This window comes from Streptomyces sp. NPDC088097, assembly GCF_044741845.1.
GTDB lineage: Bacteria > Actinomycetota > Actinomycetes > Streptomycetales > Streptomycetaceae > Streptomyces.
Genome location: NZ_JBIUTJ010000001.1, coordinates 500,776 through 524,140, shown reverse-complemented (window position 1 = coordinate 524,140; position 23,365 = coordinate 500,776). Strand labels below are relative to the sequence as shown.

At 72.0% G+C, this 23,365-nt stretch carries 21 protein-coding genes; 6 read left to right on the top strand and 15 right to left on the bottom strand.

Going from position 1 to position 23,365, the window contains the following annotated elements; genetic code table 11:
* Positions 1-3: 3 nt before the first annotated feature.
* On the bottom strand, positions 4-558 hold the full coding sequence (locus ACIOD1_RS02305) for a peroxiredoxin (RefSeq protein ID WP_365617849.1): 555 nt from the start codon (positions 556-558) through the stop codon (positions 4-6).
* Positions 559-704: 146 nt separating this feature from the next.
* Here ACIOD1_RS02305 and ACIOD1_RS02300 point away from each other — a divergent pair, with 146 nt between their 5' ends.
* Positions 705-1,652 carry a hydrogen peroxide-inducible genes activator gene (locus tag ACIOD1_RS02300; RefSeq protein ID WP_365617847.1) on the top strand — a complete coding sequence of 316 codons (948 nt, stop codon included), beginning with the start codon at positions 705-707 and terminating at the stop codon, positions 1,650-1,652.
* 55 nt (positions 1,653-1,707) lie between these two features.
* Here the strand turns inward: ACIOD1_RS02300 and ACIOD1_RS02295 are convergent, their stop codons facing one another.
* The 5 genes from ACIOD1_RS02295 to ACIOD1_RS02275 form a co-directional block, all read right to left on the bottom strand.
* Positions 1,708-4,065: an FtsX-like permease family protein gene (locus ACIOD1_RS02295; RefSeq protein ID WP_365617846.1), complete on the bottom strand. Its 2,358-nt coding sequence runs from the start codon at positions 4,063-4,065 to the stop codon at positions 1,708-1,710.
* Complete coding sequence (locus tag ACIOD1_RS02290; protein ID WP_365617844.1) at positions 4,062-4,748, bottom strand: ABC transporter ATP-binding protein; 687 nt, start codon at positions 4,746-4,748, stop codon at positions 4,062-4,064. The genes ACIOD1_RS02295 and ACIOD1_RS02290 overlap by 4 nt, the downstream gene beginning before the upstream one ends.
* Positions 4,745-5,269: a PadR family transcriptional regulator gene (locus ACIOD1_RS02285; RefSeq protein ID WP_365617842.1), complete on the bottom strand. Its 525-nt coding sequence runs from the start codon at positions 5,267-5,269 to the stop codon at positions 4,745-4,747. The genes ACIOD1_RS02290 and ACIOD1_RS02285 overlap by 4 nt, the downstream gene beginning before the upstream one ends.
* 173 nt (positions 5,270-5,442) lie before the next feature.
* The gene (locus tag ACIOD1_RS02280) at positions 5,443-5,700 is read right to left on the bottom strand and encodes a hypothetical protein (protein ID WP_365617840.1); all 258 of its coding nucleotides are present in this window, start codon (positions 5,698-5,700) and stop codon (positions 5,443-5,445) included.
* Positions 5,697-6,608 carry an SPFH domain-containing protein gene (locus ACIOD1_RS02275; RefSeq protein WP_401899667.1) on the bottom strand — a complete coding sequence of 304 codons (912 nt, stop codon included), beginning with the start codon at positions 6,606-6,608 and terminating at the stop codon, positions 5,697-5,699. Before ACIOD1_RS02275 ends, ACIOD1_RS02280 begins: the two co-directional genes overlap by 4 nt.
* 243 nt (positions 6,609-6,851) lie before the next feature.
* On the opposite strand from ACIOD1_RS02275, the gene ACIOD1_RS02270 reads away from it, so the two are divergent.
* Positions 6,852-9,110, top strand: a complete 2,259-nt coding sequence (locus ACIOD1_RS02270) for a transglycosylase domain-containing protein (RefSeq protein WP_365617836.1) — start codon at positions 6,852-6,854, stop codon at positions 9,108-9,110.
* 112 nt (positions 9,111-9,222) lie between these two features.
* Here ACIOD1_RS02270 and ACIOD1_RS02265 read toward each other — a convergent pair whose 3' ends face one another.
* The 3 genes from ACIOD1_RS02265 to ACIOD1_RS02255 form a co-directional block, all read right to left on the bottom strand.
* On the bottom strand, positions 9,223-11,463 hold the full coding sequence (locus tag ACIOD1_RS02265) for a SpoIIE family protein phosphatase (protein WP_401899664.1): 2,241 nt from the start codon (positions 11,461-11,463) through the stop codon (positions 9,223-9,225).
* 278 nt (positions 11,464-11,741) lie between these two features.
* On the bottom strand, positions 11,742-12,449 hold the full coding sequence (locus tag ACIOD1_RS02260) for a DUF402 domain-containing protein (protein WP_401899663.1): 708 nt from the start codon (positions 12,447-12,449) through the stop codon (positions 11,742-11,744).
* Between the two features lie 103 nt (positions 12,450-12,552).
* Entirely contained in the window at positions 12,553-13,956 is a 1,404-nt protein-coding gene (locus ACIOD1_RS02255; protein WP_365617830.1) for a class II fumarate hydratase, read from the bottom strand.
* A gap of 107 nt (positions 13,957-14,063) precedes the next feature.
* On the opposite strand from ACIOD1_RS02255, the gene ACIOD1_RS02250 reads away from it, so the two are divergent.
* A complete protein-coding gene (locus ACIOD1_RS02250; protein ID WP_401900439.1) occupies positions 14,064-15,602 on the top strand; it encodes a ricin-type beta-trefoil lectin domain protein in 1,539 nt (512 codons plus the stop codon).
* Positions 15,603-15,697: 95 nt separating this feature from the next.
* Here the strand turns inward: ACIOD1_RS02250 and ACIOD1_RS02245 are convergent, their stop codons facing one another.
* The 3 genes from ACIOD1_RS02245 to ACIOD1_RS02235 all read right to left on the bottom strand — a co-directional run bounded on the left by ACIOD1_RS02245 (position 15,698) and on the right by ACIOD1_RS02235 (position 19,010).
* Positions 15,698-16,504, bottom strand: coding sequence for a glycerophosphodiester phosphodiesterase (locus ACIOD1_RS02245; protein ID WP_401899661.1), 807 nt, complete (start codon positions 16,502-16,504; stop codon positions 15,698-15,700).
* Positions 16,505-16,587: 83 nt separating this feature from the next.
* Positions 16,588-17,190, bottom strand: coding sequence for a hypothetical protein (locus tag ACIOD1_RS02240; protein WP_365617824.1), 603 nt, complete (start codon positions 17,188-17,190; stop codon positions 16,588-16,590).
* 155 nt (positions 17,191-17,345) lie between these two features.
* Complete coding sequence (locus ACIOD1_RS02235; RefSeq protein WP_401899658.1) at positions 17,346-19,010, bottom strand: fumarate hydratase; 1,665 nt, start codon at positions 19,008-19,010, stop codon at positions 17,346-17,348.
* Positions 19,011-19,161: 151 nt separating this feature from the next.
* Between ACIOD1_RS02235 and ACIOD1_RS02230 the strand changes: the two genes are divergently transcribed.
* Complete coding sequence (locus ACIOD1_RS02230; RefSeq protein ID WP_401900437.1) at positions 19,162-19,848, top strand: DUF1707 domain-containing protein; 687 nt, start codon at positions 19,162-19,164, stop codon at positions 19,846-19,848.
* A gap of 150 nt (positions 19,849-19,998) precedes the next feature.
* Positions 19,999-20,409: a WhiB family transcriptional regulator gene (locus ACIOD1_RS02225; RefSeq protein ID WP_401899656.1), complete on the top strand. Its 411-nt coding sequence runs from the start codon at positions 19,999-20,001 to the stop codon at positions 20,407-20,409.
* Positions 20,410-20,543: 134 nt separating this feature from the next.
* On the opposite strand, the gene glpX is transcribed toward ACIOD1_RS02225, so the two are convergent.
* Entirely contained in the window at positions 20,544-21,575 is a 1,032-nt protein-coding gene (gene glpX, locus ACIOD1_RS02220) for a class II fructose-bisphosphatase (RefSeq protein WP_365617818.1), read from the bottom strand.
* 224 nt (positions 21,576-21,799) lie between these two features.
* Here glpX and ACIOD1_RS02215 point away from each other — a divergent pair, with 224 nt between their 5' ends.
* Positions 21,800-22,330: a DUF4245 domain-containing protein gene (locus ACIOD1_RS02215; RefSeq protein ID WP_365618054.1), complete on the top strand. Its 531-nt coding sequence runs from the start codon at positions 21,800-21,802 to the stop codon at positions 22,328-22,330.
* Between the two features lie 106 nt (positions 22,331-22,436).
* Here ACIOD1_RS02215 and ACIOD1_RS02210 read toward each other — a convergent pair whose 3' ends face one another.
* Both ACIOD1_RS02210 and ACIOD1_RS02205 read right to left on the bottom strand, forming a co-directional pair.
* Positions 22,437-23,027 carry a malonic semialdehyde reductase gene (locus ACIOD1_RS02210; RefSeq protein ID WP_365617817.1) on the bottom strand — a complete coding sequence of 197 codons (591 nt, stop codon included), beginning with the start codon at positions 23,025-23,027 and terminating at the stop codon, positions 22,437-22,439.
* A gap of 105 nt (positions 23,028-23,132) precedes the next feature.
* Entirely contained in the window at positions 23,133-23,354 is a 222-nt protein-coding gene (locus ACIOD1_RS02205) for an exodeoxyribonuclease VII small subunit (protein WP_365617816.1), read from the bottom strand.
* Positions 23,355-23,365 lie beyond the last annotated feature (11 nt).

Sequence of the window (23,365 nt, the reverse complement as noted above, 5' to 3'; positions counted from 1 at the left end):
GGGTCACTCACCGGCCAGCAGCGAGCCGGCGTCGAGGGTGCCCTCACCCTTGTTCCAGTTGCAGGGGCACAGCTCGTCGGTCTGCAGGGCGTCGAGGACCCGCAGGACCTCCTTGGGGTTGCGGCCCACGGAACCGGCGGTCACCATCGTGAACTGGATCTCGTTGTTCTGGTCCACGATGAAGACGGCGCGCTGCGCGAAGCCGTCCTCGCCCTGCACGCCACAGGCCTGCATCAGCTCGTGCTTGGAGTCGGCCAGCATCGGGAAGGGCAGGTCACGCAGGTCGGCGTGGTCCTTGCGCCAGGCGTGGTGGACGAACTCGGAGTCGCCGGAGACGCCGAGGATCTGGGCGTCGCGGTCCAGGAACTCCTCGTTCAGCTTGCCGAAGGCGGCGATCTCGGTCGGGCAGACGAAGGTGAAGTCCTTCGGCCAGAAGAAGACCACGCGCCACTTGCCCTCGTAGGTCTTGTGGTCGATCTGGGCGAACTCGCTACCGGCTTCGAGCGAGACGCAGGCGGTCAGGTCGTAGCTGGGGAACTTGTCACCGACAGTGAGCACGGACTCTCCTTGCGGAATCGAAAGCGGCGCCCTTGTGGGGCATTTGCGCGCTTTCCGAGGGGGTTGGACGGATCTCACATGCTGGCACACCTGGATTGATTAAAGAAATAGCTACTCTTGTTCCAAGCGATCGGAGATACCTATCAGTGGCCGTCAGTAATAGGGGAACCAGGCAGCCGACCCTGGCGCAGCTGCGCGCCTTCGCCGCCGTCGCCGAGCACCTCCACTTCCGCGACGCGGCCGCCGCGATCGGCATGAGCCAGCCCGCGCTCTCGGGAGCCGTCTCCGCCCTGGAGGAGGCCCTCGGGGTGCGGCTGCTGGAACGCACCACCCGCAAGGTGTTGCTCTCCCCGGCGGGGGAGCGGATCGCCGCCCGGACGAGGACGGTCCTGGAGGCGGTCGGGGGGCTGCTGGAGGAGGCCGAGGCGGTACGGGCCCCCTTCACCGGAGTGCTCCGGCTCGGGGTGATCCCGACCGTGGCCCCGTACCTGCTGCCGACCGTGCTCGGGCTCTTCCAGCGGCGCTACCCCCGCATGGACCTCCAGGTGCACGAGGAGCAGACGGCCTCGCTGCTGGACGGACTCACCGGCGGCCGGCTCGACCTGCTGCTGCTCGCGGTGCCGCTGGGCGTCCCCGGGGTCACCGAACTGCCCCTCTTCGACGAGGACTTCGTCCTCCTGGCCCCCCGGGAGCACCCGCTCGCCGGGCGCAGGGACATCCCGCGCGAGGAACTGCGCGGGCTCCAGCTGCTCTTGCTGGACGAGGGGCACTGCCTGCGCGACCAGGCCCTGGACATCTGCCGGGAGGCGGGCCGCACGGCCGGGGCCGACGTCACCACCACCGCCGCCGGACTCTCCACCCTGGTCCAACTCGTCGCCGGGGGGCTCGGGGTGACCCTGCTGCCGCGCACCGCGCTGCGGCTGGAGACCGCCCGCAACGAGTACCTCGCGACGGGGTACTTCGCCGAGCCGGCCCCCTCCCGGCGGATCGCCCTCGCGGTGCGCACGGGCACGGCCCGCGAGGAGGAGTTCGGGGCCATCGCCGCCGCCCTGCGCGAAGCCGTGCGCCCGCTGCCCGTCTGGCCCACCGACTGACAGGGGGCGTGACGGGAGCGGGCGTACGGCTCGTGCGGGGCGGGAGCTGCGGGTGCTACTCCGTACGCAGGCCGTCCGGGCGCATCAGGCGCAGCAGGGGCGGCAGGCTGAGCAGGGTCACCAGGGCGACCACGCCCGCGCCGACGCCGGTCATCGCCAGCACCGAGGACCAGTCGATCCGGACGGGCTGGTTCGCCATCCGCAACAGCACCGTGCCCAGGGCCACCCCGATGCCGGTGGCGAGGAGCAGACCCACGCCGATGGGCAGGGCCGTCTGCCACAGCACCGACATGCTCAGGGTCGAACGCTTCGTGCCGAAGGCGACCAGGGCCGACAGCAGCTTGCGGCGCTCGCGCAGCTGCTCCAACTGGGAGACCAACAGGCTGCCGCCGATCAGGATCATGACCCCGGCGGCGCCGAAGAACAGCCCGGTGCGGATGGTGGAGAAGCCGCTGTCGCGTCCGGTGGACTTCAGGGTCATCGCGGTCGCGAGCGGGTCGGCCCTGAACGCCGCGGTGCGAGCGCGGTCCAGGCCGTCCGGGCGGCTCTCGTCGACCTGGACGTAGATCTGCGCGCTCTGCGACCACCCGAGGCCCTTGGGGACGAGCGACGGGGTCAGCAGCAGTCCCTCGCGGAGGTTGCCCGTGGGGTCCGCGCGGGGGGTCGCGGTACGCGCCCCGGCGGGGAAGGTGAAGGCGACCGGGGCTTCGGCGGGGGCCCCGCCGAAGCCGTCGTAGCCCTGCACGTTGCCCCCGTAGAGGCGCTCGCCGGGCCGGGCCGTGCCGGCCGGATCGGGGGCGCCGCCGGGGGAGTTCAGGGCGAAGGCGTCGCCGTCCTCGCAGCGGTCGAGCCGGGCGAGTTCGCCGAGCGCCTCGCAGGTGCCGACGGTGACGTTGATCGTGTCGCCGTCGGTCTTGGCCTTGCGGGCGGCGGAGAAGCCGGTGATCGCGACGGCTCGGGTGATCCCCGGGGCCGCGGCGACCTGCCGGGCGACGGTGTCGGTGGTCCCCTCGTGGCCGCTGGGCACCAGGATCGAGATGGTGGCGCGCCCCGGGTCCTGGCCGGTCTCCGCGGTGTAGCTGCCCTCGGCGCCGGAGAAGGTCATCTGGAGGGCGATGGCCCCGGCGACCGCCACCGCGATGCCGTTGGCCAGGCGGGCGGCGCCGCCGCTGTCGACCTGGAGCCGGCGCACGGCCAGCTGCCAGGAGACCGGGCCGCCCGCGCTGACGCCGACCAGGCGCTCCAACAGCCAGGGCAGCAGAGCGGTGATGCCGACCAGCAGCAGCACCACGCCGGCGCTGACCTGCCATTGGTTGAAGTTGCCGTGGTCGTTGCCGCGGCCCGTCAGCGGGACCAGCAGGGCCAGTCCGGCCAGCGGCATCAGCAGCCGCCACCAGATGCGCCGCTTGCGGGGCTTGGCCGTGCGGACCACCCCCAGCGGCTCGATGACGACACCGCGCAGCGCGAACAGGGTCACGCCCACGGCGGCCGCGGGCACCGCGCAGGCCACCAGCAGCGCCAGCCACAGGGTGGGAGCCAGGTCGGAGGGGAAGACGCTGCGTCCGCTGACGGTGAGCAGGCCCACGAGGCCGCGTCCGAGCAGGAAGAAGAGCACTCCGAGCGCCAGGCCGACCACGGCCCCGGCCATCGCCTCTCCGCCGGCGATCCGACGGACCATCCGGCTGTCGGCGCCGACCAGGCGCAGGGCGGCGAGCCGCCGGTCGCGCCGCTCGCCGCCGAAGCGGACGGCGGTGGCGATGAACACCGCGACCGGCAGGAGCAGGGCGACGAAGGTCAGGACGATCAGGAGCAGCAGCACCGGATCGAGCTTCTTGCTCACGATCTCCTGGTCGAAGGCCTGGACCCGCTGCGTGGCGAAGTCCTGCGGGCCGGCCCGGTGGAGGTCCGCCGACCCGGCGTAGAAGTACAGGTCGCCGGGGCCGGTCAGGCCCGCGTCACCGATGGTCTGGGTGGGCTGCCACCGCTCGAAGCGCTCCCGCAGCAGCGGGTTGTCGCCGGAGTCGAGGAGCTTGCGCAGGGCGGGGGAGACGGCCATCTGGCCGGGCTTTGGCAGCGCGGTGAGGCCGGGCGGCAGCGGCGCGCGGGGCCCTTCGGCGCGCACCAGCCGGCCGTCGATGTCCCGGTGGCGGTAGGTCATGTTCGCGTCGGCCATGAGCAGGGTGTCCGGTCCCGGCCCGAGGGCGGGGGACGCGGTCACCGGCTCGCGGGCCGTGCCGCGGTCGCTGCGGGCGGCCAGCGCGCCGGGGATGCTGGTGCTGATCAGCAGGAGCGCGACGCCGAGGCCGATGCCCACACCGGTGAGCGCGGTGCGCGTCCAGCCTTCGCGACCGCCGCCGAAGGCGAAGCGGAAGCCCATGGCCAGATCGCGGATCCACACCTTGGACGCGCTCATACGATCCGCTCCATGTCGCGGGACTTGCCGTCCCGTACGACGATCTCGCGGTCGGAGTAGGCGGCGACCCGGGTCTCGTGCGTGACGAGGACCACGGCGGCGTTCGCGGACCGGGCGGCCTCGGTGAGCAACTGCATGACCAGTTCGCCGTTGAGGGAGTCCAGGGCGCCGGTCGGCTCGTCGGCGAAGATCACCCGGGGCCGGGTCACCAGGGACCGGGCCACCGCGACCCGCTGGCCCTGGCCGCCGGAGACCTCGCCGGGGCGCTTGGCGGCGACGTCCTCCACCTGGAGCCGTTCCATCCACGCGAGGGCCTTCGCCTCGGCCTCCTTGCGCTTGACGCCGGTCAGGCGCAGCGGGAGGGCGACGTTCTCCACGCAGGTCAGCTCCGGTACGAGCTGCCCGAACTGGAAGACGAAGCCGAACTCGGAGCGGCGCAGGGCGCTGCGCTCGCCGTCGTTCATGGCGGACAGCTCACGGCCGTCGTAGGTGATGGTGCCGGAGTCGGGGGGGACGATCCCGGCGAGGCAGTGCAGGAGGGTCGACTTGCCGGAGCCGGAGGGGCCCATGACGGCGACGACCTCGCCGGGGTGGATGGAGAAGCCGGCTCCGTCGAGGGCCTTCGTGGGCCCGTAGGCCTTGGAGAGGTCGGTGGCGCAGAGCAGGGTGCCGGCGGGGGTCATCGGCGTACCTCCCGGGCGAGCTGGTCGAGGCGGGCGGCGGTGAGTTCGAGCCACCGCAGGTCGGCTTCGAGGTGGAAGAGGGCGTGGTCGCAGACGAGTTGGTCGGCGAGGTCTCCCTTGCGCTTGCGCTGGGTCAGGATGCGCATCAGTCGCAGGTGCTCGGCGCGCTGGGTGTCCAGCAGCTCGTCGGCGCTGCGGCCGGTGAGCAGGGCGAGGACCACCTTGGTGTAGAGCGTGGTCTGGAGGTAGGGCTCGGGCTTCTCGGGCTGGGCGAGCCAGGCGCCGACGTCGGTGATCCCGGCGTCGGTGATGGCGTACCGCTTGCGCTCGGGGCCGCCGCCGCTCTCTATCCCGTCGACCTCGACGAGGCCGTTCTTCAGGAGGCGGGACATGGTCGAGTAGACCTGCCCGTAGGCGAGGGGGCGGTCGTGGCCGAATTTCTCGTCGAAGGCGCGCTTCAGGTCGTACCCGTGGCGCGGGCCGGCCTCCAGGAGACCGAGCAGTGTGTGACCGATGGACATGCCGGCGACTATACATGCGGTGTATACGCACGGTGTATACGCCGAGGGAAGAGTGGGGATTCGGGACGTTCCCCAGGGTTCGACGGGACTTGAGACCCTGCGGGAGGCAAGCCGAAGGGCCCACCGGCGCGCGGTGCGCGCCGGTGGGCCCGGGTGTGGCGTAGGCGGATGGTTCAGGAATCGGGGGTGGAGCGGGGGCGACCGCGCGGCGGGATGGGGGCGGCGCCGCCCGGCAGGCGGCCCGTCTCCGACAGGGCCCGGCGCAGGAGGAACTCGATCTGCGCGTTGGCGCTGCGCAGTTCCTCGCCCGCCCAGCGCGCGAGGGCGTCGTAGACCTGGGGGTCCAGTCGCAGCAGGACCTGCTTGCGCGCCTGGCGTCCCGTCCGGGTCGCGGGCCGGTCCGTGTCCGGGTCCTCGCCGCCGGGGCTCACTGGTAGAGGGTGCCCGTGTTGATGACCGGCGTGGCCGCGCGGTCGCCGCAGAGCACCACCATCAGGTTCGAGACCATGGCGGCCTTGCGCTCCGGGTCCAGGTCCACGATGTCCTCCTCGGCCAGTCGGGTCAGGGCCAGTTCCACCATGCCCACGGCGCCCTCCACGATCTGCTTGCGCGCCGCGACGACGGCGCCCGCCTGCTGGCGCTGGAGCATCGCGGAGGCGATCTCCGGAGCGTACGCGAGGTGGGTGAAGCGGGACTCGATGATCTGCACTCCCGCCGCCTCGACCCGGGTCGACAGCTCCACCGCGAGCTTCTCGGTGATCTCCTCGGCGTTGCCGCGCAGGGAGAGGCCGCCCTCGTCGTGCGCGTCATAGGGGTACTCGATGGCGATGTGCCGCACGGCCGCCTCGGTCTGGGTCTCGACGAACTCCGTGAAGTCCTCGACCTCGAAGAGCGCTCGGGCCGTGTCGGAGACCCGCCACACCACGACCGCCGCCAGCTCGATCGGGTTGCCGTAGGCGTCGTTGACCTTCAGTACGGCCGTCTCGTGGTTGCGGACCCGGGTGGAGATCTTCTCGCGGGAGGTCAGCGGGTTGACCCAGCGCAGGCCGTCCGCGCGGATCGTGCCCCGGTAGCGGCCGAACAGCTGGACCACGCGGGCCTCGCCCGGTGCCACCGTGTTCAGCCCGGACATCGCGATGATCGCCAGGAGGGCCAGCAGGATCCCGCCCGCGATCAGCGCGGCCTTCGCCCCGGCGCCCGCCGTCACGGCGCCCGTGACGATCAGGCCCGCCCCGGCGAGCATCCCCGCGAGCCCGAGGAGCAGGGCCGCCCCGCCGCCGATGCTGTGCGCGGTGAACTCCCGTACTTCGGTCGCCCGTGTGTCCGCTGAAGTCGTCATGGATTGCCCCCGTTTGATCGGCCGCGCCCGGTCACGGTCGACCGGAGCACCTAGCAAAGTGATATCACTTTTCGCGGGGACCGCAACCCTTCGGCTCTAATGGGCGTCGGTTCCACTGGTGTGGGTGCTGATTCTCACGTCCGAATTGACCGGTATTGATCAGGCATAGCCAACCTTTGCCACAGCTCGCGGTGTTAGTTTTCTGAGCTGACGTCGGGGGGGTAATCGAGCGGAGCGGGAGCGATGGGCCGAGCAGAAGCGCGACGGGCGCAGCAGCAGCGCGGTGCGCGGAAAGCACCACGCGGGCGCGGCAAGGCGACCGGGAAGCGGAGTGGCATACGCCGCTTCCTTAACTGGAAGACCCTCCTCTGGACCGTCCTCGGAGGGCTCGTGCTCCTCGTGGTCGGCGCGTTCGCCCTCTACTTCTCGGTGGACGAGCCCTCCGACGCGAACGCGACGGCGACGCTCCAGAGCAACACCTTCCGGTACTCCGACGGCAGCGTCATGGCACGCACCGGCGAGATGAACCGCGAGAACGTGACGCTCGACAAGATCCCGAAGGACGTGCAGACCGCGTTCATCGCGATCGAGAACAAGTCCTTCTACAAGGACGGCGGCATCGACCTCATAGGTGTGGGCCGCGGCCTGTTCAACACCGCCCTCGGGCGGGGCACCGCCGGTGGCTCGACCATCACCCAGCAGTACGTGAAGAACTACTACCTGACGCAGGACCAGTCGCCGACCCGCAAGCTGCGGGAGCTGGTGATCTCGCTCAAGGTCGACCAGCGCATGAGCAAGGACGACATCCTCGCCGGGTACCTGAACACGAACTACTACGGCCGCAACTCCTACGGCATCCAGGCCGCCGCCCGCGCCTACTACGGCGTCGACTCGGACAAGCTCACCCTGGTGCAGGGCGCCTACCTGGCCGCCCTCATCCAGGCCCCCAGCCAGTACGACGTGGCGACCGCCGGCCCGAACGGCCTGCGCCTGGCCAAGATCCGCTTCAACGCCGTCCTCGACAACATGGTCGAGATGGGCGAGCTGGACAAGGCCAAGCGCGACACCCTGCAGTTCCAGGACCCCATCAAGCCCAAGCCCCAGCCGGGCATGGACGGACAGAAGAGCTACCTGGTCCAGGCCGCGATGGCCGAGCTGGCCAAGCAGAACATCAAGGAAGCCGACGTCAGCGCCGGCGGCTGGAACATCACGCTCAACATCGACAAGAAGAAGCAGGCCGCGCTGGAGAAGGCGGTCAACGACGAGCTGGAGTCCAAGCTCGACCGCAAGGACACCAAGGACCGCCCCCAGGACCAGAGCGTCCAGGCCGGCGCCACCTCGGTGGATGCCAAGACCGGCAACATCGTCGCGATGTACGGCGGCGTGGGCCCGACGGAGAAGTCCGCGAGCAACGCCCTGCGCACCGACTTCCAGCCCGGCTCGACCTTCAAGCCGGTCGTGCTCGCCACCGCCCTCGACAACGGTGCGAAGACCCAGGACGGTCGGCCGATCACGCCCAACGCCCTCTACGACGGCACGAGCAAGCGCCCCGTGGTCGGCAGCGACACCCCGTTCAACCCGCAGAACCAGGACAACGAGAACTACGGCGACCCGATGCTCACGGTCCAGGACGCCACCAACGCCTCCGTGAACTCCGTCTACGCCCAGATGATCGTCGACGCCAAGCCGGAGAAGGTGAAGGAGAAGGCCCTCGCCCTCGGGATGAAGGACCGGGCGGGCTGGCCGGCGGACAAGCCCGCCATGTCGCTCGGCACGATGAGCGCCAACACCGTGGAGATGGCCGGCGTGTACGCCTCGCTCGGCGCGCACGGCAAGAGGGTCACCCCGACCGTCATCAAGGCCGCCGAGCACGTGGACGGCTCCTACAAGGCCGTCAACCCGATCGGAGCACCGGCCATCAAGCGGGAGACCGCCGACACTGTCACCAAGGTGCTCACCGGCGTCGTCGCGAACGGCTCCGGCAAGGCGGTCAACAGCTCCGCCTACGAGGCGGCGGGCAAGACCGGTACCACCGAGTCCAACGTCGCCGCCTGGTTCACCGGCTACACCCCGGAGCTGGTCACCGTCGTCGCGATGTTCGGCGAGGACCCCAACACGCACAGCCAGGTCACCCTGACCGGTACCGCCGGTCTGGGACGCGCGGGCGGCTCCAGCTTCCCCGCGCAGATCTGGAAGGCCTACACCCTGGCCGCCCTCAAGGGCGTCAGCACCGGGGAGTTCGACCTGTCGGAGGCCGAGATGGGCACCCCGCCCGCCCCGACCCGCAGCCCGTCGATCACCCCGAGCCCGTCCGGCTCGTCGAGCCCGTCCACCACGCCGACCCCGACGACCTCGGCCACCCGGCCCACGGGCACCCCGGACCCGTCCGGCAGCTCCGGCCGCCCGACGAAGTCCCCGGACCCGACGAAGTCCCCGGACCCGACGAAGTCGCCCGGGCCGACCAAGTCCCCGCCGTTCATCCCGTTCCCGCCGCGCGACTGACCGCAGGGTCGAGCCGTTCGGACACGGGCCCGGACACAGGACCGCCCCGCAGCGTTCGCGCTGCGGGGCGGTCCTTCGTCGTACGGGAGGTCGTCGTACGGGCGGCCGGGGCTCAGCGGCGCTCCGGCGCCGGCACCGTCCCCGGCAGACCGAGCTCGAACCAGACGACCTTGCCGCTGCTGAGCCGGGTCGCCCCCCAACGCCGGGCCAGCCGGTTGACCAGGAACAGGCCGCGGCCCCCCTCGTCGGTGTCCCGGGCCCGGCGCTGGCGCGGCAGCTGCGGGGAGTCGTCCCCGACCTCGCAGCGCACCACGTCCGTACGGAGCAGGCGCAGGGTCACGGGTCGTTCGGCGTACCGGACGGCATTGGTGACCACCTCGCTGACCAGCAGCTCCAGGGAGTCGCTCAGCTCCTCCAGACCCCACCGGGTCAGCGCGCGCCGGGCGAACCGGCGGGCCCGGCCCGGAGCGGTCTCCTCGGGATCCAGGAACCAGTACGCGACGTCGCTGGGCGCGATGCCCTCGAAGCGGGCCGCCAGCAGGGCGATGTCGTCGTCCCGGTCCCCGGGGCCCAGCATGTCCAGGACGTCGTCGCAGAGGGCCTCCAGCGGCGGCGGGTGGTCCAGCCCCGTCAGCTGCGCGGTGGTGGCGAGCCGCTCGCGCAGCTGCTCGATGCCCGTCCACACGTCCCGCAGCCGGGACTCGACGAGGCCGTCCGTGTAGAGCAGCAGGGTGGCCCCGGCCGGGGCGTCCAGCTCCACGGCCTCGAAGTCCACGCCGCCGACCCCGATGGGGGCGCCAGGCGGTACGCGGAGCACCTCGGCGCGACCGCCCAGGTGCAGGAGCACCGGCGGCGGGTGGCCGGCGTTGGCGATGGTGATCCGGTGCGAGACGGGGTCGTAGACCGCGTAGAGGCAGGTGGCCATCCGGTCGGAGCCGAGCCGCTGGGCCTGCTCGTCCAGGTGGTGCAGCACCTCCGCCGGCGGCAGGTCCAGCTGGGCCAGCGTCTGGGCCGTGGTGCGCAGCTGGCCCATGATCGCGGCCGAGGTCATGGAGTGGCCCATGACGTCGCCGACGACCAGCGCGACCCGGCTGCCGGGCAGCGGTATGGCGTCGTACCAGTCCCCGCCGACCCGGGCCGTCTCGGCGGCGGGCAGGTAGCGCGAGGCCAGCCGGACCCCGGTGGGCTGGGGGAGGCCGTCGGGCAGCATCGTGCGCTGGAGCTCGTCGGCGATGTACGCCTCGCGGCCGTAGAGCATCGCCTTGTCGATGCCGAGCGCGGTGTGCGTGGCCAACTGGGCGGCCACGAGGAGGTCGTTCTGCTCGAAGGCGTCCCGGTCCGGGGTGCGCAGGAACACCGCCGCGCCGATCACGCGCCGCCGGCCCCGCAGCGGGGCCAGGATGGCCCGCTGACCGCGCGGCACGGGGTGCTCGGAGCCCAGCAGCTCCGCGAGCGCGTCCTTGGCCCCCGCGGCCGAACCGAAGACGGGCCGTACGCCGCGCAGCACCTCGGCGAGGGCCCCGCCCGTCCGGATCTCGCACAGCTCGGCGGCCGGCAGGTCACCCTGCGGGCCGACCAGCGGCAGTTGGCTGAAGTCGAGTTCGCCGGAGGCCCCCGCGGCCCCCGCGCCCTCGGAGGAGTCCGCGGCCTGGGTGATCTCGTCGATCGGCCGGAGCCGGTCGGTGCGCCTGAGCCTCAGGACGACGGGTCCGACGGGCCGCTCGTCGCCCACGGGAAGCGGGTCGCGCAGGTAGACGAGGATGGCGTCGGAGAAGGTGGGCACGGTCGCCCGGCACAGACCGAGGACGATCTCGTCGAGGTCGATGCCGCGCGCGATCCGCCGGGTGGCGGCGCCGACGAAGCGCAGCCGGTCGCCCTCGCGACGTGCCACGCTCAGCTCGCCGCTTGCGGAGACCGAGCCGGAACCGGAGACCGGGTCGGAACCGGAGAGCGGCGGCGCCGTCCCCGACAAGGGCGCCGGTGTGGGCGCCGGGACCATTCCGGAAAGGGAACCGGAACCAGAACCGGAACCGGGGACGAGCGGGGACAGGGGGCCCGGTGCGGGCACCGCCTCCGCCTCGCGCCGGCCCGCGTTGCGGGCGGCCTCGCCGTCCCGGGTCCGGGCGTCCGCCGGTCCGGCGTCCGCCGGTCCGTGGCCGGCCGCGCCGCCGCCCGCGCCCGGGACCGTCGCGCCGCGCGAGCGCGGCACCTCGGCGCCGGCGGGCGGGGTCTGCGCATGCGTGCGTACGGCCTCGGCCGCCGCGCGGGGCGCCTTGCCGTGGCCGACCTCGTCCGTTCCTCCGCCGGAGGCAGCGGGCTGCGGGCCCTCCTGGGAGGTGGGGTACTCCGTCACGCGTGGAAGTCCGTCCGTTCGCGCTCGATGTGCGCTGCACTCAACTCGGTCAGTCGCGGTATACCCGCTCAGCGGCGGGGGCACCATCGCCCCCGGTATCCTCCCCCAGACTTCGTCCGGGAGTGCCCCTGTCCGGCTCGCCACCTCTCCCTCGGCGTGGACCTCCGGTCAAGTACCGTCCGCCCCGCGTCATTTGTGGCGGCGGGCCCGTAGGGCGCACCGCGCACGACCGGCGGAGGACGATCCTACGTTTGAACCCCGGGGGCGCATCAAGGGTCTCATGAGGTCATATGCGCCGGGGTGCGGTCCCAGTCCTCGGGGAGGGCCGGGACGGTCCAGGTCGGATCGGGTCTCCAATCCTCCCAGCCGTCACCGAACGGAGGGCCCCAGGCCTTGATCACGTCGAGGGCCGCACGGCCGGCCTCCTCGACGCGTCGCGCCTGTTCCGCGGCCATCAGGCCGGTCCGCTGCGCCTGCGCGAACTCGTCCTCGTCGCGCCACTTCCAGGTGCGGTCCGGGTAGACGGAGATGTCGAGGAAGTGGTCCACGGAGTCCACCCCGCCGGACCACCGCGCGCGCGGCTCCTCCAGGTTCACGTACCAGCTCTTGAACCGCCAGCCGTGTTCCCAGAACAACCAGACCGACCACGGCTCCCCGGGCCGGGCCAGCTTGAGCACCCCCGCCCCGTGCCAGCGCGACCGTACGGTGGTGCGCGGGGCGGTGTAGCGGGTCGCGAGGGGCTCCTCGTGGACCGGGGTGCCGTCCGCGAGCACGGGCTTGACGCATTCGGTGCCGGGGGCCATCCACACCGCGAGCAGTTCGTCGGTGTCGCGGACCACGGTCACCGGGCGGGCGATGTGCACCTGCCCCTCCAGCCCGGGGGCGTGGTCGCGGTAGCGCCAGAGGATCCGGTCCCCGGGCGCCCAGTGCGCGCCCCGCGTGAGGTCGTGGTCCGCGCCGCTCCGGGACCTGTGGGCAGCTGTCATGGGCAGATCTTAGGGCGGGCACCCCCCGAGTGGCCGCGGTGCAGGTCGCGGAGGGGGGCGGGAACGGTAAACGACCGGATTCGGCCCCTGCGCGGGGGCCCGCTCAGGGCTGGGTCATGCGCAGGACGTCGAGGGCCTCGTCGAGTTCGGCGAGGGTGAGCGCGCCCCGGTCCACGTAGCCGGACTCCAGGACGACCTCCCTGATCGTCTTCCGCTCGGCGAGGGCCTTCTTGGCGACCTTGGCGGCCTCCTCGTAGCCGATGTAGCGGTTCAGCGGGGTCACCACGGAGGGGGAGGACTCGGCGTACTCCCTGGCCCGCTCGGAGTTGGCGGTGATCCCGTCCACCGTGCGGTCGGCCAGCAGGCGGCAGCCGTTGCCGAGGAGGCGGACGGATTCGAGGAGGTTCCTGGCCATCACCGGGAGCATCACATTGAGCTCGAAGTTCCCGGCAGCGCCCGCCACGGCGACCGTCGCGTCGTTCCCCATCACCTGTGCGGCGATCATCAGCACGGCCTCGGGGACGACCGGATTGACCTTCCCGGGCATGATCGAGGACCCCGGCTGAAGATCCGGCAGATTGATTTCGGCCAATCCGGTGCGCGGCCCCGATGCCATCCAGCGCAGGTCGTTGCAGATCTTGGTCAGTGAGACGGCGATCGTACGGAGCATCCCCGAGGTCTCCACCAGCGCGTCCCGCGCCCCCTGGGCCTCGAAGTGGTTGCGCGCCTCGGTCAGCGGCAGCCCGGTGGCCGCGGCCACCTCGGCGATCACGGCCGCGGAGAAGCCGGGCGGGGTGTTGATGCCGGTGCCGACCGCCGTGCCGCCCAACGGCAGCTCGGCCAGCCTCGGCAGGGCCGCGCGCAGCCGCTCGACCCCGTAGCGGACCTGGACGGCGTAGCCGCCGAACTCCTGGCCCAGGGTGACCGGGGTGGCGTCCATGAGGTGCGTGCGCCCGGCCTTGACGACCCCGGCGAACTCCGTCTCCTTGCGCTCCAAGGCGGACGCGAGGTGCTCCAAGGCGGGGATCAACTCGTTGGCGACGGCGCCGGTGGCGGCGATGTGGATCGAGGAGGGGAAGACGTCGTTGGAGCTCTGCGAGGCGTTGACGTGGTCGTTGGGGTGCACGTCGCGCCCGAGCCGTTCGGTGGCGAGGGTGGCGATGACCTCGTTGGCGTTCATGTTGGACGAGGTGCCGGAGCCGGTCTGGAAGACGTCCACGGGGAACTGGTCGTCCCAGCGGCCCTCGGCCACCTCGGCGGCGGCCGAGCGGATGGCCTGCGCGACGTCCTCCTCCACCACGCCGAGCCGGGCGTTCACGGCGGCGGCCGCGGCCTTGATCCGGGCGAGGGCCTCGATGTGGGCGCGCTCCAGGCGCTGGCCCGAGAGGGGGAAGTTCTCCACGGCGCGCTGGGTCTGAGCCCGCCATTTGGCGTGCGCGGGGACCCGTACCTCGCCCATGGAGTCGTGCTCGGTGCGGTACGCGTCGGCCTGCTGATCGTCGGTCATGTCCTCAGCTTCCTCGAAAAGTTGAGCAATTGTCTTGTTCGAAGTGTTCCCAAGTCCGCTACCGGCCAGTAAATACCGTGGGTAACACCGATATCGCGGAGGCGTTCATGGCTCGTTCGGGTACCGGATCCAGGTTCAGATCTACCTTTGCGGCGGTCGCCGCCGTGGCGGCCGCCCTCGGTGGCACCGCCGCCATCACCCCCATGGCCCAGGCGGCCCCTGCCGCCCCGGGCTCCACGGCCCGCTCCGTCGCACCCCTGTCACCGGAACTGGAGGCGATCCGGGCGGCCGAGGCCACCAAGATCTACGGGGACCCGGCGGTCCGCCCCCTCGCGGAGCGCAAGACGGGGCTCATCTCGCTCGGCGACAGCGAGATCTCGGGCGAGGGCGTCGGCACCTACGACCCCGCCACGAACACCCCGACCAACCAGTGTCACCGCTCGCCCGACTCGGCCATCCACCGCACCGGGATCCCGGCCGACCTGACCTTCAACGTGGCCTGCTCCGGGGGCTACACCGGCAACATCCGGATCGGCGGCAGCAAGCAGTACGCCGACGAGCTGGTCCAGAGCGACAACCTCGCCGTCAAGGCCCGCAACACGAAGATCAAGATGGTGCTGCTCGTCGCCGGCGCCAACGACGACCTCCAGTTCGGCCCCGTCATGACCGACTGCGTCACCCGGTGGGTGCTCAGCCAGGGCACCTGCGAACCCAAGTACGGACCCGGCTGGCAGGCCCGCGTGGACGGCCTCAAGCCCAAGGTGGAGGCCACCGTCGCCGACCTGAAGACGGTCATGCGCGACGCGGGCTACGCCGACTCCGACTACAAGCTCGTCGTGATGGGCTACCCCAGCCCGATCGGCCCCGACTTCAACGACAACCCGAACTTCCCCGGCAAGCTCCCCGGAGGCTGCGGCGGCTACGACTCCGACGCCACCTGGGGCCGCAACTACGCCGTGCCCACCTTCGAGAAGGGCATGCGGGCCGCCGCCCTCGCCTCCGGCGCGATCTACCTGGACAACTCCCGCCTCTTCCACGGCCACGAGGTGTGCATGGAGGACACCTGGGCCCGCGGGCTCTACCTCGACCTCGGGGACCACTTCCCGTGGGACGAGAACACCGCCCGCCAGTCCTTCCACCCCAACTACCGGGGCCACGGCGCCTTCGCGTCCTGCTTGACCCAGCTCTACGCCTCCGGCCTGCGCGAGGCCTCCTGCGCCGACCCCGCGAGCACCGGCACCCCCGTCCTCCAGGCCGGGGCCTGGGACGACCTCTACACGCCCCTCAAGAACGAGGCCACCGGCAACTGCCTCGACACCTTCGGCGGCTCCAGCGCCAACGGCACCAAGGTGGTCGGCTGGGACTGCCACGGCGGGCGCAACCAGGGCTGGTGGTACGACTCCGCCCGCAAGGCCGTGCACGTCGAACTCACCCAGGACCGCTGCCTCGACGTCCCCGGCGGCTACACCGGCGGTACCGCCCTGGTCCTGTGGAACTGCCACGGCGGCGCCAACCAGCAGTTCGTCCGCGACGGCGCCACCCTGCGCCCCGCCGCCGCCACGGGCATGTGCCTGACGGTGTCGGCCGCGCACGAGCCGCTGCGCCTCCAGCCCTGCAACGGCTCGGCCAACCAGCGCTTCGCCTAACCCCCGCCCCCCAGGGGGCTCCACCGCGACACCGCGACACCGCGACACCTCCCCACCCGGCCGGCGCACCCCGGCCGGGTGTCACCGGCCGGGTCTCACCGGTCCGGCAGCGACTCGCGCACGTCACGCGGCCGGTTGGTGATGATCGCGTCCACCCCGAGCCGTACGCACAGCTCCACGTCCTCCGGCTCGTCCACCGTCCACACCCGTACCCCCAGCCCCTTCGCCCTCAGCCGGGCCACCAGCCCCGGGTCCCGTCGGACGAGGTCGATCCCCGGTCCCGCGTGGGTCGCGTACGGGGGACGGGCCGGGCGGAGCCGGCGCTCGACCAGGTGCACGGCGGGCAGGCCGGGTGCGAGCCGGTGCATCCGGTTCAGGGCGGTACGGGAGAAGCTCATCACCTCGACCAGGCCCGAGCGGCCGTCCGCCAGCCCGTGCTCCCGAAGCGTCCGCACCAGCTCGGCCTCCAGCCGCCCGCCCGCCCGCGAGGGGTGCTTGGTCTCCACGGCCAGGGCGACCGGCCGGGGCGCGTCCAGCGCCTCCCGCAGCAGCTCCTCGAAGAGCAGCACCCGGGACCCCGCGTGGGCGGGCCCCTTCCACGCCCCGAAGTCGAGCGCGGCCAGCTCCTCGTAGGTCATCGCGGAGACCGCGCCCCGCCCGTCGGAGGTCCGCTCCACCCGCCGGTCGTGCACGCACACCAGACGCCCGTCGGCGGTCAGCCGCACATCGCACTCCAGGCCGTCGGCCCCGTCGGCGACGGCCTGACGGTAGGCGGCGAGGGTGTGCTCGGGGTGCTCGTACGAGGCCCCGCGGTGGGCGATCACCCGGATGCGGGCGGCGTTCCGGTCGGCGTTCCGGTCGGCGGTCCGGAGGGAGTTCCGGAGGGAGGGCGTCAAGGTCATGGCGAAATCATGGCAAACCGGGGTGAACAGGCGACTTCGCCTCTGTGACCCCGACGTTAACCCCCCTCGCACGGCGGAGCCGATCAGTGGGGCAGCGGCGCCAGTGGCGCCGGGGTGACCGTGAAGCCGCCCTTGACGACCGTCGTGAAGGGGGCCAGGGCCATGCAGGTGCCCACCGTGGCCTCGGGGGGCGTGCCGTCGGGCAGCACGTCGACGTTGCCGACGCCCCACGAGAAGCCGAGGCGGTCGGGCTCGCCGTGCTGCCCGTCCTGGACGCTGATGCCGATCCGCTTGCCCACCTCGGCGCCGTCCCCGCTCGTGATCACCGCGCTGAGCGTCGCCGTCCGGCCTCCCGTGACCAGGCAGTCCACCTCGGCCTCCGAGGTGCGGGTGTCGCCGTTCGCGTCGGCGTGGTGGTGGACGGTCACCTTGCCGCGCGCGTCCGTCGGCAGGCCGTTGCGGGCGTCCGGGTGGTTCAACGGCCTGCTGAACGAAGCCGATTCGGCCTCCACCGTGAAGCGGATGTCGTCCTTCGGGACGTACGCGTACAGGACCGAGGCCGCCCCGTGGACGGCGGCGACCCGGGCCGCCGGGGCGGCGGCCGGACCGGGGGCGACTGCGGCGACGGCGGCCGACAGCGCGGCGGTGGAACCGGCGACGGCAAGGGTGCGGGTGCGGCTCTTCATGGTGAACTCCCGTGGTCCAGAGGCTCTTCGGCTACGGGTGAAGCCTCGCCGCGCAGCGCCCCGCGCTCCATCTGCCGATCGGCGGAAACGGGCGAGGGGCCCTCCGCCGATCGGCAGAGGGCCCCTCGCGGGACCGCTGTGGAGGTCGTGGGCCGCTACAGGCCCGGGCCGCGGACCGGGATGTGGGTGAACGTCGGCTCCGGGGCCGGGTTCTGGAAGAAGTCGTTGCCCTTGTCGTCCACGACGATGAACGCCGGGAAGTCCTCGACCTCGATCTTCCAGACCGCCTCCATGCCGAGCTCCTCGTACTCCAGGACCTCGACCTTCTTGATGCAGTCCTGCGCGAGCCGCGCCGCGGGGCCGCCGATCGAGCCGAGGTAGAAGCCGCCGTGCGCGCCGCACGCGTCGGTCACCTGCTGCGAGCGGTTGCCCTTGGCCAGCATGACCCTGGAGCCGCCCGCCGCCTGGAACTGCTCGACGTAGGAGTCCATGCGGCCGGCCGTGGTCGGGCCGAAGGAACCCGACGCGTAGCCCTCGGGGGTCTTCGCGGGGCCGGCGTAGTAGACCGGGTGGTCCTTCAGGTACTGCGGCATCTCGGCGCCCGTGTCCAGCAGCTCCTTGATCTTGGCGTGCGCGATGTCGCGCGCCACGACCAGCGGGCCGGTCAGGCTCAGACGGGTCTTGACCGGGTGCCGCGTGAGGGTCGCGAGGATCTCGTCCATCGGCTGGTTCAGGTCGATCGAGACCACGTCCGCCGCCTCGTCGAGGTGCTCGTCCGTCGTCTCGGGCAGGAAGCGCGCCGGGTCGGTCTCCAGCTGCTCCAGGAAGACGCCCTCGGCGGTGATCTTCGCGGTGGCCTGGCGGTCGGCCGAGCAGGACACGGCGATCGCGACCGGCAGGGACGCGCCGTGGCGGGGCAGGCGCACCACGCGCACGTCGTGGCAGAAGTACTTGCCGCCGAACTGCGCGCCGATGCCGATCTTCTGGGTCAGCTCGAAGACCTGCTGCTCCAGGGCCTCGTCGCGGAAGCCGTGGCCCAGCGGGGAGCCCTCGCGCGGCAGCTCGTCCAGGTAGTGCGCGGACGCGTACTTGGCGGTCTTGAGGGCGTGCTCGGCGGAGGTGCCGCCGACGACGATCGCCAGGTGGTATGGCGGGCAGGCCGCCGTGCCCAGCGAGCGGATCTTCTCCTCCAGGAACTTCATCATGGAGGCCTCGTTGAGGACCGCCTTGGTCTCCTGGTAGAGGAAGGACTTGTTGGCGGAGCCGCCGCCCTTGGCCATGAAGAGGAACTTGTACGCGCCGCCGTCGGTCGCGTACAGCTCGATCTGCGCGGGCAGGTTCGAGCCGGTGTTCTTCTCCTCCCACATGGTGAGCGGGGCCATCTGCGAGTAGCGCAGGTTCAGCCGGGTGTACGCGTCGTAGATGCCGTGCGAGAGCGCCGCCTCGTCCGCGCCCTCGGTGAGCACGTTCTGGCCGCGCTTGCCCATGACGATCGCCGTGCCCGTGTCCTGGCACATGGGCAGCACGCCGGCCGCCGCGATGTTCGCGTTCTTCAGCAGGTCCAGCGCCACGAACTTGTCGTTCGCGCTCGCCTCCGGGTCGTCGATGATCCGGCGGAGCTGGGCGAGGTGCGCGGGGCGCAGGTAGTGCTGGATGTCGTGGATCGCCTCTTCGGCGAGCTTGCGCAGCGCCTCCGGCTCCACCTTGAGGAACGTACGGCCGTCCGCCTCGAAGGTGGACACGCCCTCGGCGGTCACCAGTCGGTACGGGGTGGTGTCCTCGCCCAGGGGCAGCAGGTCGGTGTACGCAAACTCTGGCATGACGGCAGTCGTTCCTCACTCGGCAGGCGGCGCTGGCGACCGGTTTGGCAGCGCGGCTATCCAGCGTAGGACCTCCCCGCCGGCCGGTCGTTGTGAGGTAGGGCTCACTTGGCAGTATCGCGATCTATCGTGTCTCGCTATGCTGACCTCCGTGGACCTGGAAAAGCACCCCGCCGCCCCCGCCCCCGAGGCCCCCGCCCCCGAGGCCCCCGCCCCCGTGGGGCTGCGGGCCTCCGACGCCGATCGGGACCGGATCGCGCAGATCCTCTCCGACGCCCTCGCGGAGGGCCGGCTGACCGCCGAGGAGCACTCCGAGCGCCTCGACTCCCTCTACGCCTTCAAGACGGTGCAGGAGCTGGACGTCCTCGTACGGGACCTCCCGGGCGCCCCCGGCCCCGCCGCCGCGGCCTTCCCTGGCCCGGACCCGACGCCCGCGCGCGGCGGCCCCGTCGAGACGGTCGTGGCGGTGTGCAGCAGCGCCGCCCGCAAGGGCCGCTGGAGGCCCGGCGCCCACACCCGAGCCGTCTCGGTGATGGGCGACATCACGATCGACCTCACCGAGGCCGTCTTCGAGCAGCAGGTCACGGAGATCAACGTGACCTGCGTCCTCGGCAACGTGGAGGTGCTGGTCCCGGAGAACGTCACCCTGCGCGGCTACGGCAGCGGGGTCCTCGGCAACTTCGAGGTGCGCGGCACGGGCCACGGCGCCACCGACCCGCAGGCCCCGGTGGTGATCGTCCGCGGCTTCGCGCTGCTGGGCAACATCGAGGCCCGCCCCAAGTTCGGCGCCTTCCTCGTCGACCTCGCCGCGCGGCTGCGCAAGCGCCTGGACGGGTGAGCTTTCGCGCCCGCGTGCGCCGGGTCCGCGCGCGGATCGTTTTCGGTCGAACCTCCCGCGCCCGGTGGCACGCGGCGCTTAGGGGCACGCCCAGCGGGTAGGGACTGGTGCATCGTCTCTCGCTCGCGTATACGTCGTCAGGAGTAGACCGTGCCGCTTCCGCCGCATCAGTCCCTGCAGGCAGCCGTCGTCCAGGGCGTCCAGGGTCCCGGCGCGCGCCCGACCGTCGTGCCGAGGCCACGGGTGCCGGCCCGGGAAGAGGACGGCCCCTGGCACGCTGAGGCCGTCTGCCGCAGGGACGAGGCGGGTCTCTTCTTCGCACCGTCCAAGGAGCCCACCGCCGCCCGACTGGCCCGCGAGGAAGCCGCCAAGCGGGTCTGCGCGCGCTGCCCGGTGATGGTGGCCTGCCGGGAGCACGCGCTGCTCCAGCCCGAGCCGTACGGGGTCTGGGGCGGCCTCACCGCCGCCGAGCGCCGTGTGGTGCTGGGCCGCCGGCGCCGTCGGGCCACCGAACTGCTGCCCGGGGCCGCCGGGCCCGGACCGATCGCCGCGGCGGGCTGAGCGGACCCGCGCACCGGGGCGGACCCCGGCGCACGGGCCGCGCGTACCGCACGACGAAGGGGCGGACCCCCGCACAGGGTCCGCCCCTTCGTCGTGCCGCCCGCGGCCCCGGTGTCGGGGCCCGCGCGCCGCTCCTACTTGGCGTGGTCGAAGTCGATGGCGCTGTAGGCGCGCAGCTTCGACAGGCGGTGCGTGGAGTCGATCTGTCGGATGGTGCCCGACTTCGAGCGCATGACCAGCGAGGACGTGGTCGCGGTCTCGGCGCGGTAGTGGACGCCGCGCAGCAGCTCGCCGTCCGTGATGCCGGTGGCGACGAAGAAGACGTTGTCGCCGGAGACCAGGTCGCTCGTGTGCAGGACCCGGTCGAGGTCGTGGCCCGCGTCGATGGCCTTCTGGCGCTCGGCCTCGTCCTTCGGCCACAGCTTGCCCTGGATGGTGCCGCCGAGGCACTTGATGGCGCAGGCCGAGATGATGCCCTCGGGGGTGCCTCCGATGCCCAGGAGCAGGTCCACGCCGGTGCCCTCGCGCACCGCCATGACCGAACCCGCGACGTCGCCGTCCGAGATGAACTTGATGCGGGCGCCGGTCTCGCGGATCTCCTTGACGATGCCCTCGTGGCGGGGGCGGTCCAGGATGACGACGGTGACGTCCTCCACGGCCATGCCCTTGGCCTTGGCGACCCGGCGGATGTTCACCGAGGCGGGGGCGTTGATGTCGACGAAGTCGGCGGCCTCGGGGCCGGTGACGAGCTTCTCCATGTAGAACACCGCGGACGGGTCGAACATGGTGCCGCGGTCGGCGGCGGCCAGGACGGCGATGGCGTTCGGCATGCCCTTGGCGTTCAGGGTGGTGCCGTCGATCGGGTCGACCGCGATGTCGACCTCGGCGCCGGTGCCGTCGCCGACACGCTCGCCGTTGAAGAGCATGGGGGCCTCGTCCTTCTCCCCCTCGCCGATGACGACGACGCCGTTCATGGAGACGGTGGAGATCAGGGTCCGCATCGCGTTGACCGCGGCGCCGTCGGCGCCGAGCTTGTCGCCGCGCCCGACCCAACGGCCCGCGGCCATGGCGGCGGCCTCGGTGACCCGGACGAGTTCCAGGGCGAGGTTGCGGTCGGGGGCCTCCGGAGAGACTTCGAGCTGGGGCGGCAGGTTGTGCTCGGTCATCGGAGCGCACCTTTCTGTACGGCGACGGCCGGAAGTGAGGGTGCTCGAACTCTATCGGTACGTCGACATATTGAGCAGGGCGGGTCACGTATGAGCGGTATATCGGTCAGACCGTTGGCCTGAGCGAACACCTTGTGCTCCGACGCTTCCCCGTTCCGCGTCCGCCACACCCACCCCGGCGCTGATCGCGTCCGGCGATGCGGGACGATGGGGGCGTGGCAGGTATGAAAGGCAAGCAGACGATCTGGGACATGGTCCGGTCTCTGGCCGTGATCGGCGTGGTGGTGGCGGGGATCTACCTCTTCATCCCCCACGACGACGAGGCCGACCCGACCCGCACGGTCGACTACCGGGTGGAGACGCTCACGGCCCGGCGCGCGGCCCCGTACCCGGTGGCGGCCCCGGTGGGGCTGGCGCCGGAGTGGCGGGCGACCTCGGTGACGTACGAGCGCAGGAACGCGAACGCCTGGCACCTGGGCTTCCAGGACCCGGACCGGCAGTACGTGGCGGTGGAGCAGTCCAGCGACACCTCGGCCAAGTACCTGGAGCGGGTCACCCAGAAGGCCGAGGCCACCGGGCAGACCCAGCAGGTCGGCGACCTGGCCTGGGAGCGCTGGGACGGCGAGAAGTACGACGCGCTGGTGCGCCGCGAGCAGGGCTCCGTGACGGTCGTGACCGGGACCGCCGGCTTCGAGCGGCTCGGCGCGATGGCGGCGGCGCTGGAGTTCCGGCAGGGGCCGGAGGCCGCCCGGTAGGGGCGCCCGCGTCCCCGTACGCACACAACGCGAGAAGGCCCCCACCCGGGAATCCCGGGGCGGGGGCCTTCTCGCGTGCGTGCGGTCGCCGTACGGGCCCGTGGGCTCAGACGGTGGTGACGACCTGGTCGAAGTCCAGGCGCGGGGAGCGCGGGAACCAGGCGTCCTCGCCCGGCTTGCCGATGTTGACCACCATCAGCGGGGTGTGGTCGGCGTCCAGGAACTCCTTCTGGACACCGGCGAAGTCCAGACCGGTCATCGGGCCCGCGGACAGGCCGGCGGCGCGGACGCCGACGATGAAGTAGGCGGCCTGGAGGGCGCCGTTGACCAGGGCGGACTGCTCGCGGACCGGGCGCTCGGAGAAGAAGGCGTCCTTGGCCTGCGGGAAGTGCGGGAGCAGCTGGGGAAGCTCCTCGTGGAACTCGTTGTCCGCGGAGAGGATCGCGACCAGCGGCGCGGCGGCGGTCTTGGCCTGGTTGCCCTGGGCCATGTGCTTGACGAGGCGCTCGCGGGCCTCGGGTGAGCGGACCAGGGTGATGCGCAGCGGGGTCTGGTTGAAAGCGGTGGGGCCGTACTTCACCAGGTCGTAGATCGCCTGGACCTGCTCCTCGGTCACCGGCTCGTCGGAGAACGAGTTGGCGGTACGGGCCTCGCGGAACAGCAGGTCCTGAGCGGCGGCGTCGAGCACGAGAGACATCGGAAAGCCTTCTTCTGTACGGAGGTGAAGCGCGGTGTCTCCGACTGTACGGCGGAAGTAGATGAACTTTCAACTAAATCGGCCGGGGGTGGTCGGTGATCCCAATCACTCGCCGGGCTCCGCCGCCTCGCGGGCGGCCAAGGCCGAGTCCAGGCGGGCGCGGGCGCCCTCCAGCCAGTGCCGGCAGACCTTCGCCAGCTCCTCGCCGCGCTCCCAGAGCGCGAGGGACTCCTCCAGCGAGGTACCGCCCGCCTCCAGCCGGCGGACCACCTCCACGAGCTCGTCGCGGGCCTGCTCGTACCCCAGCGCCGTATCGGTTTCAGTCATTCCCGTTCCCA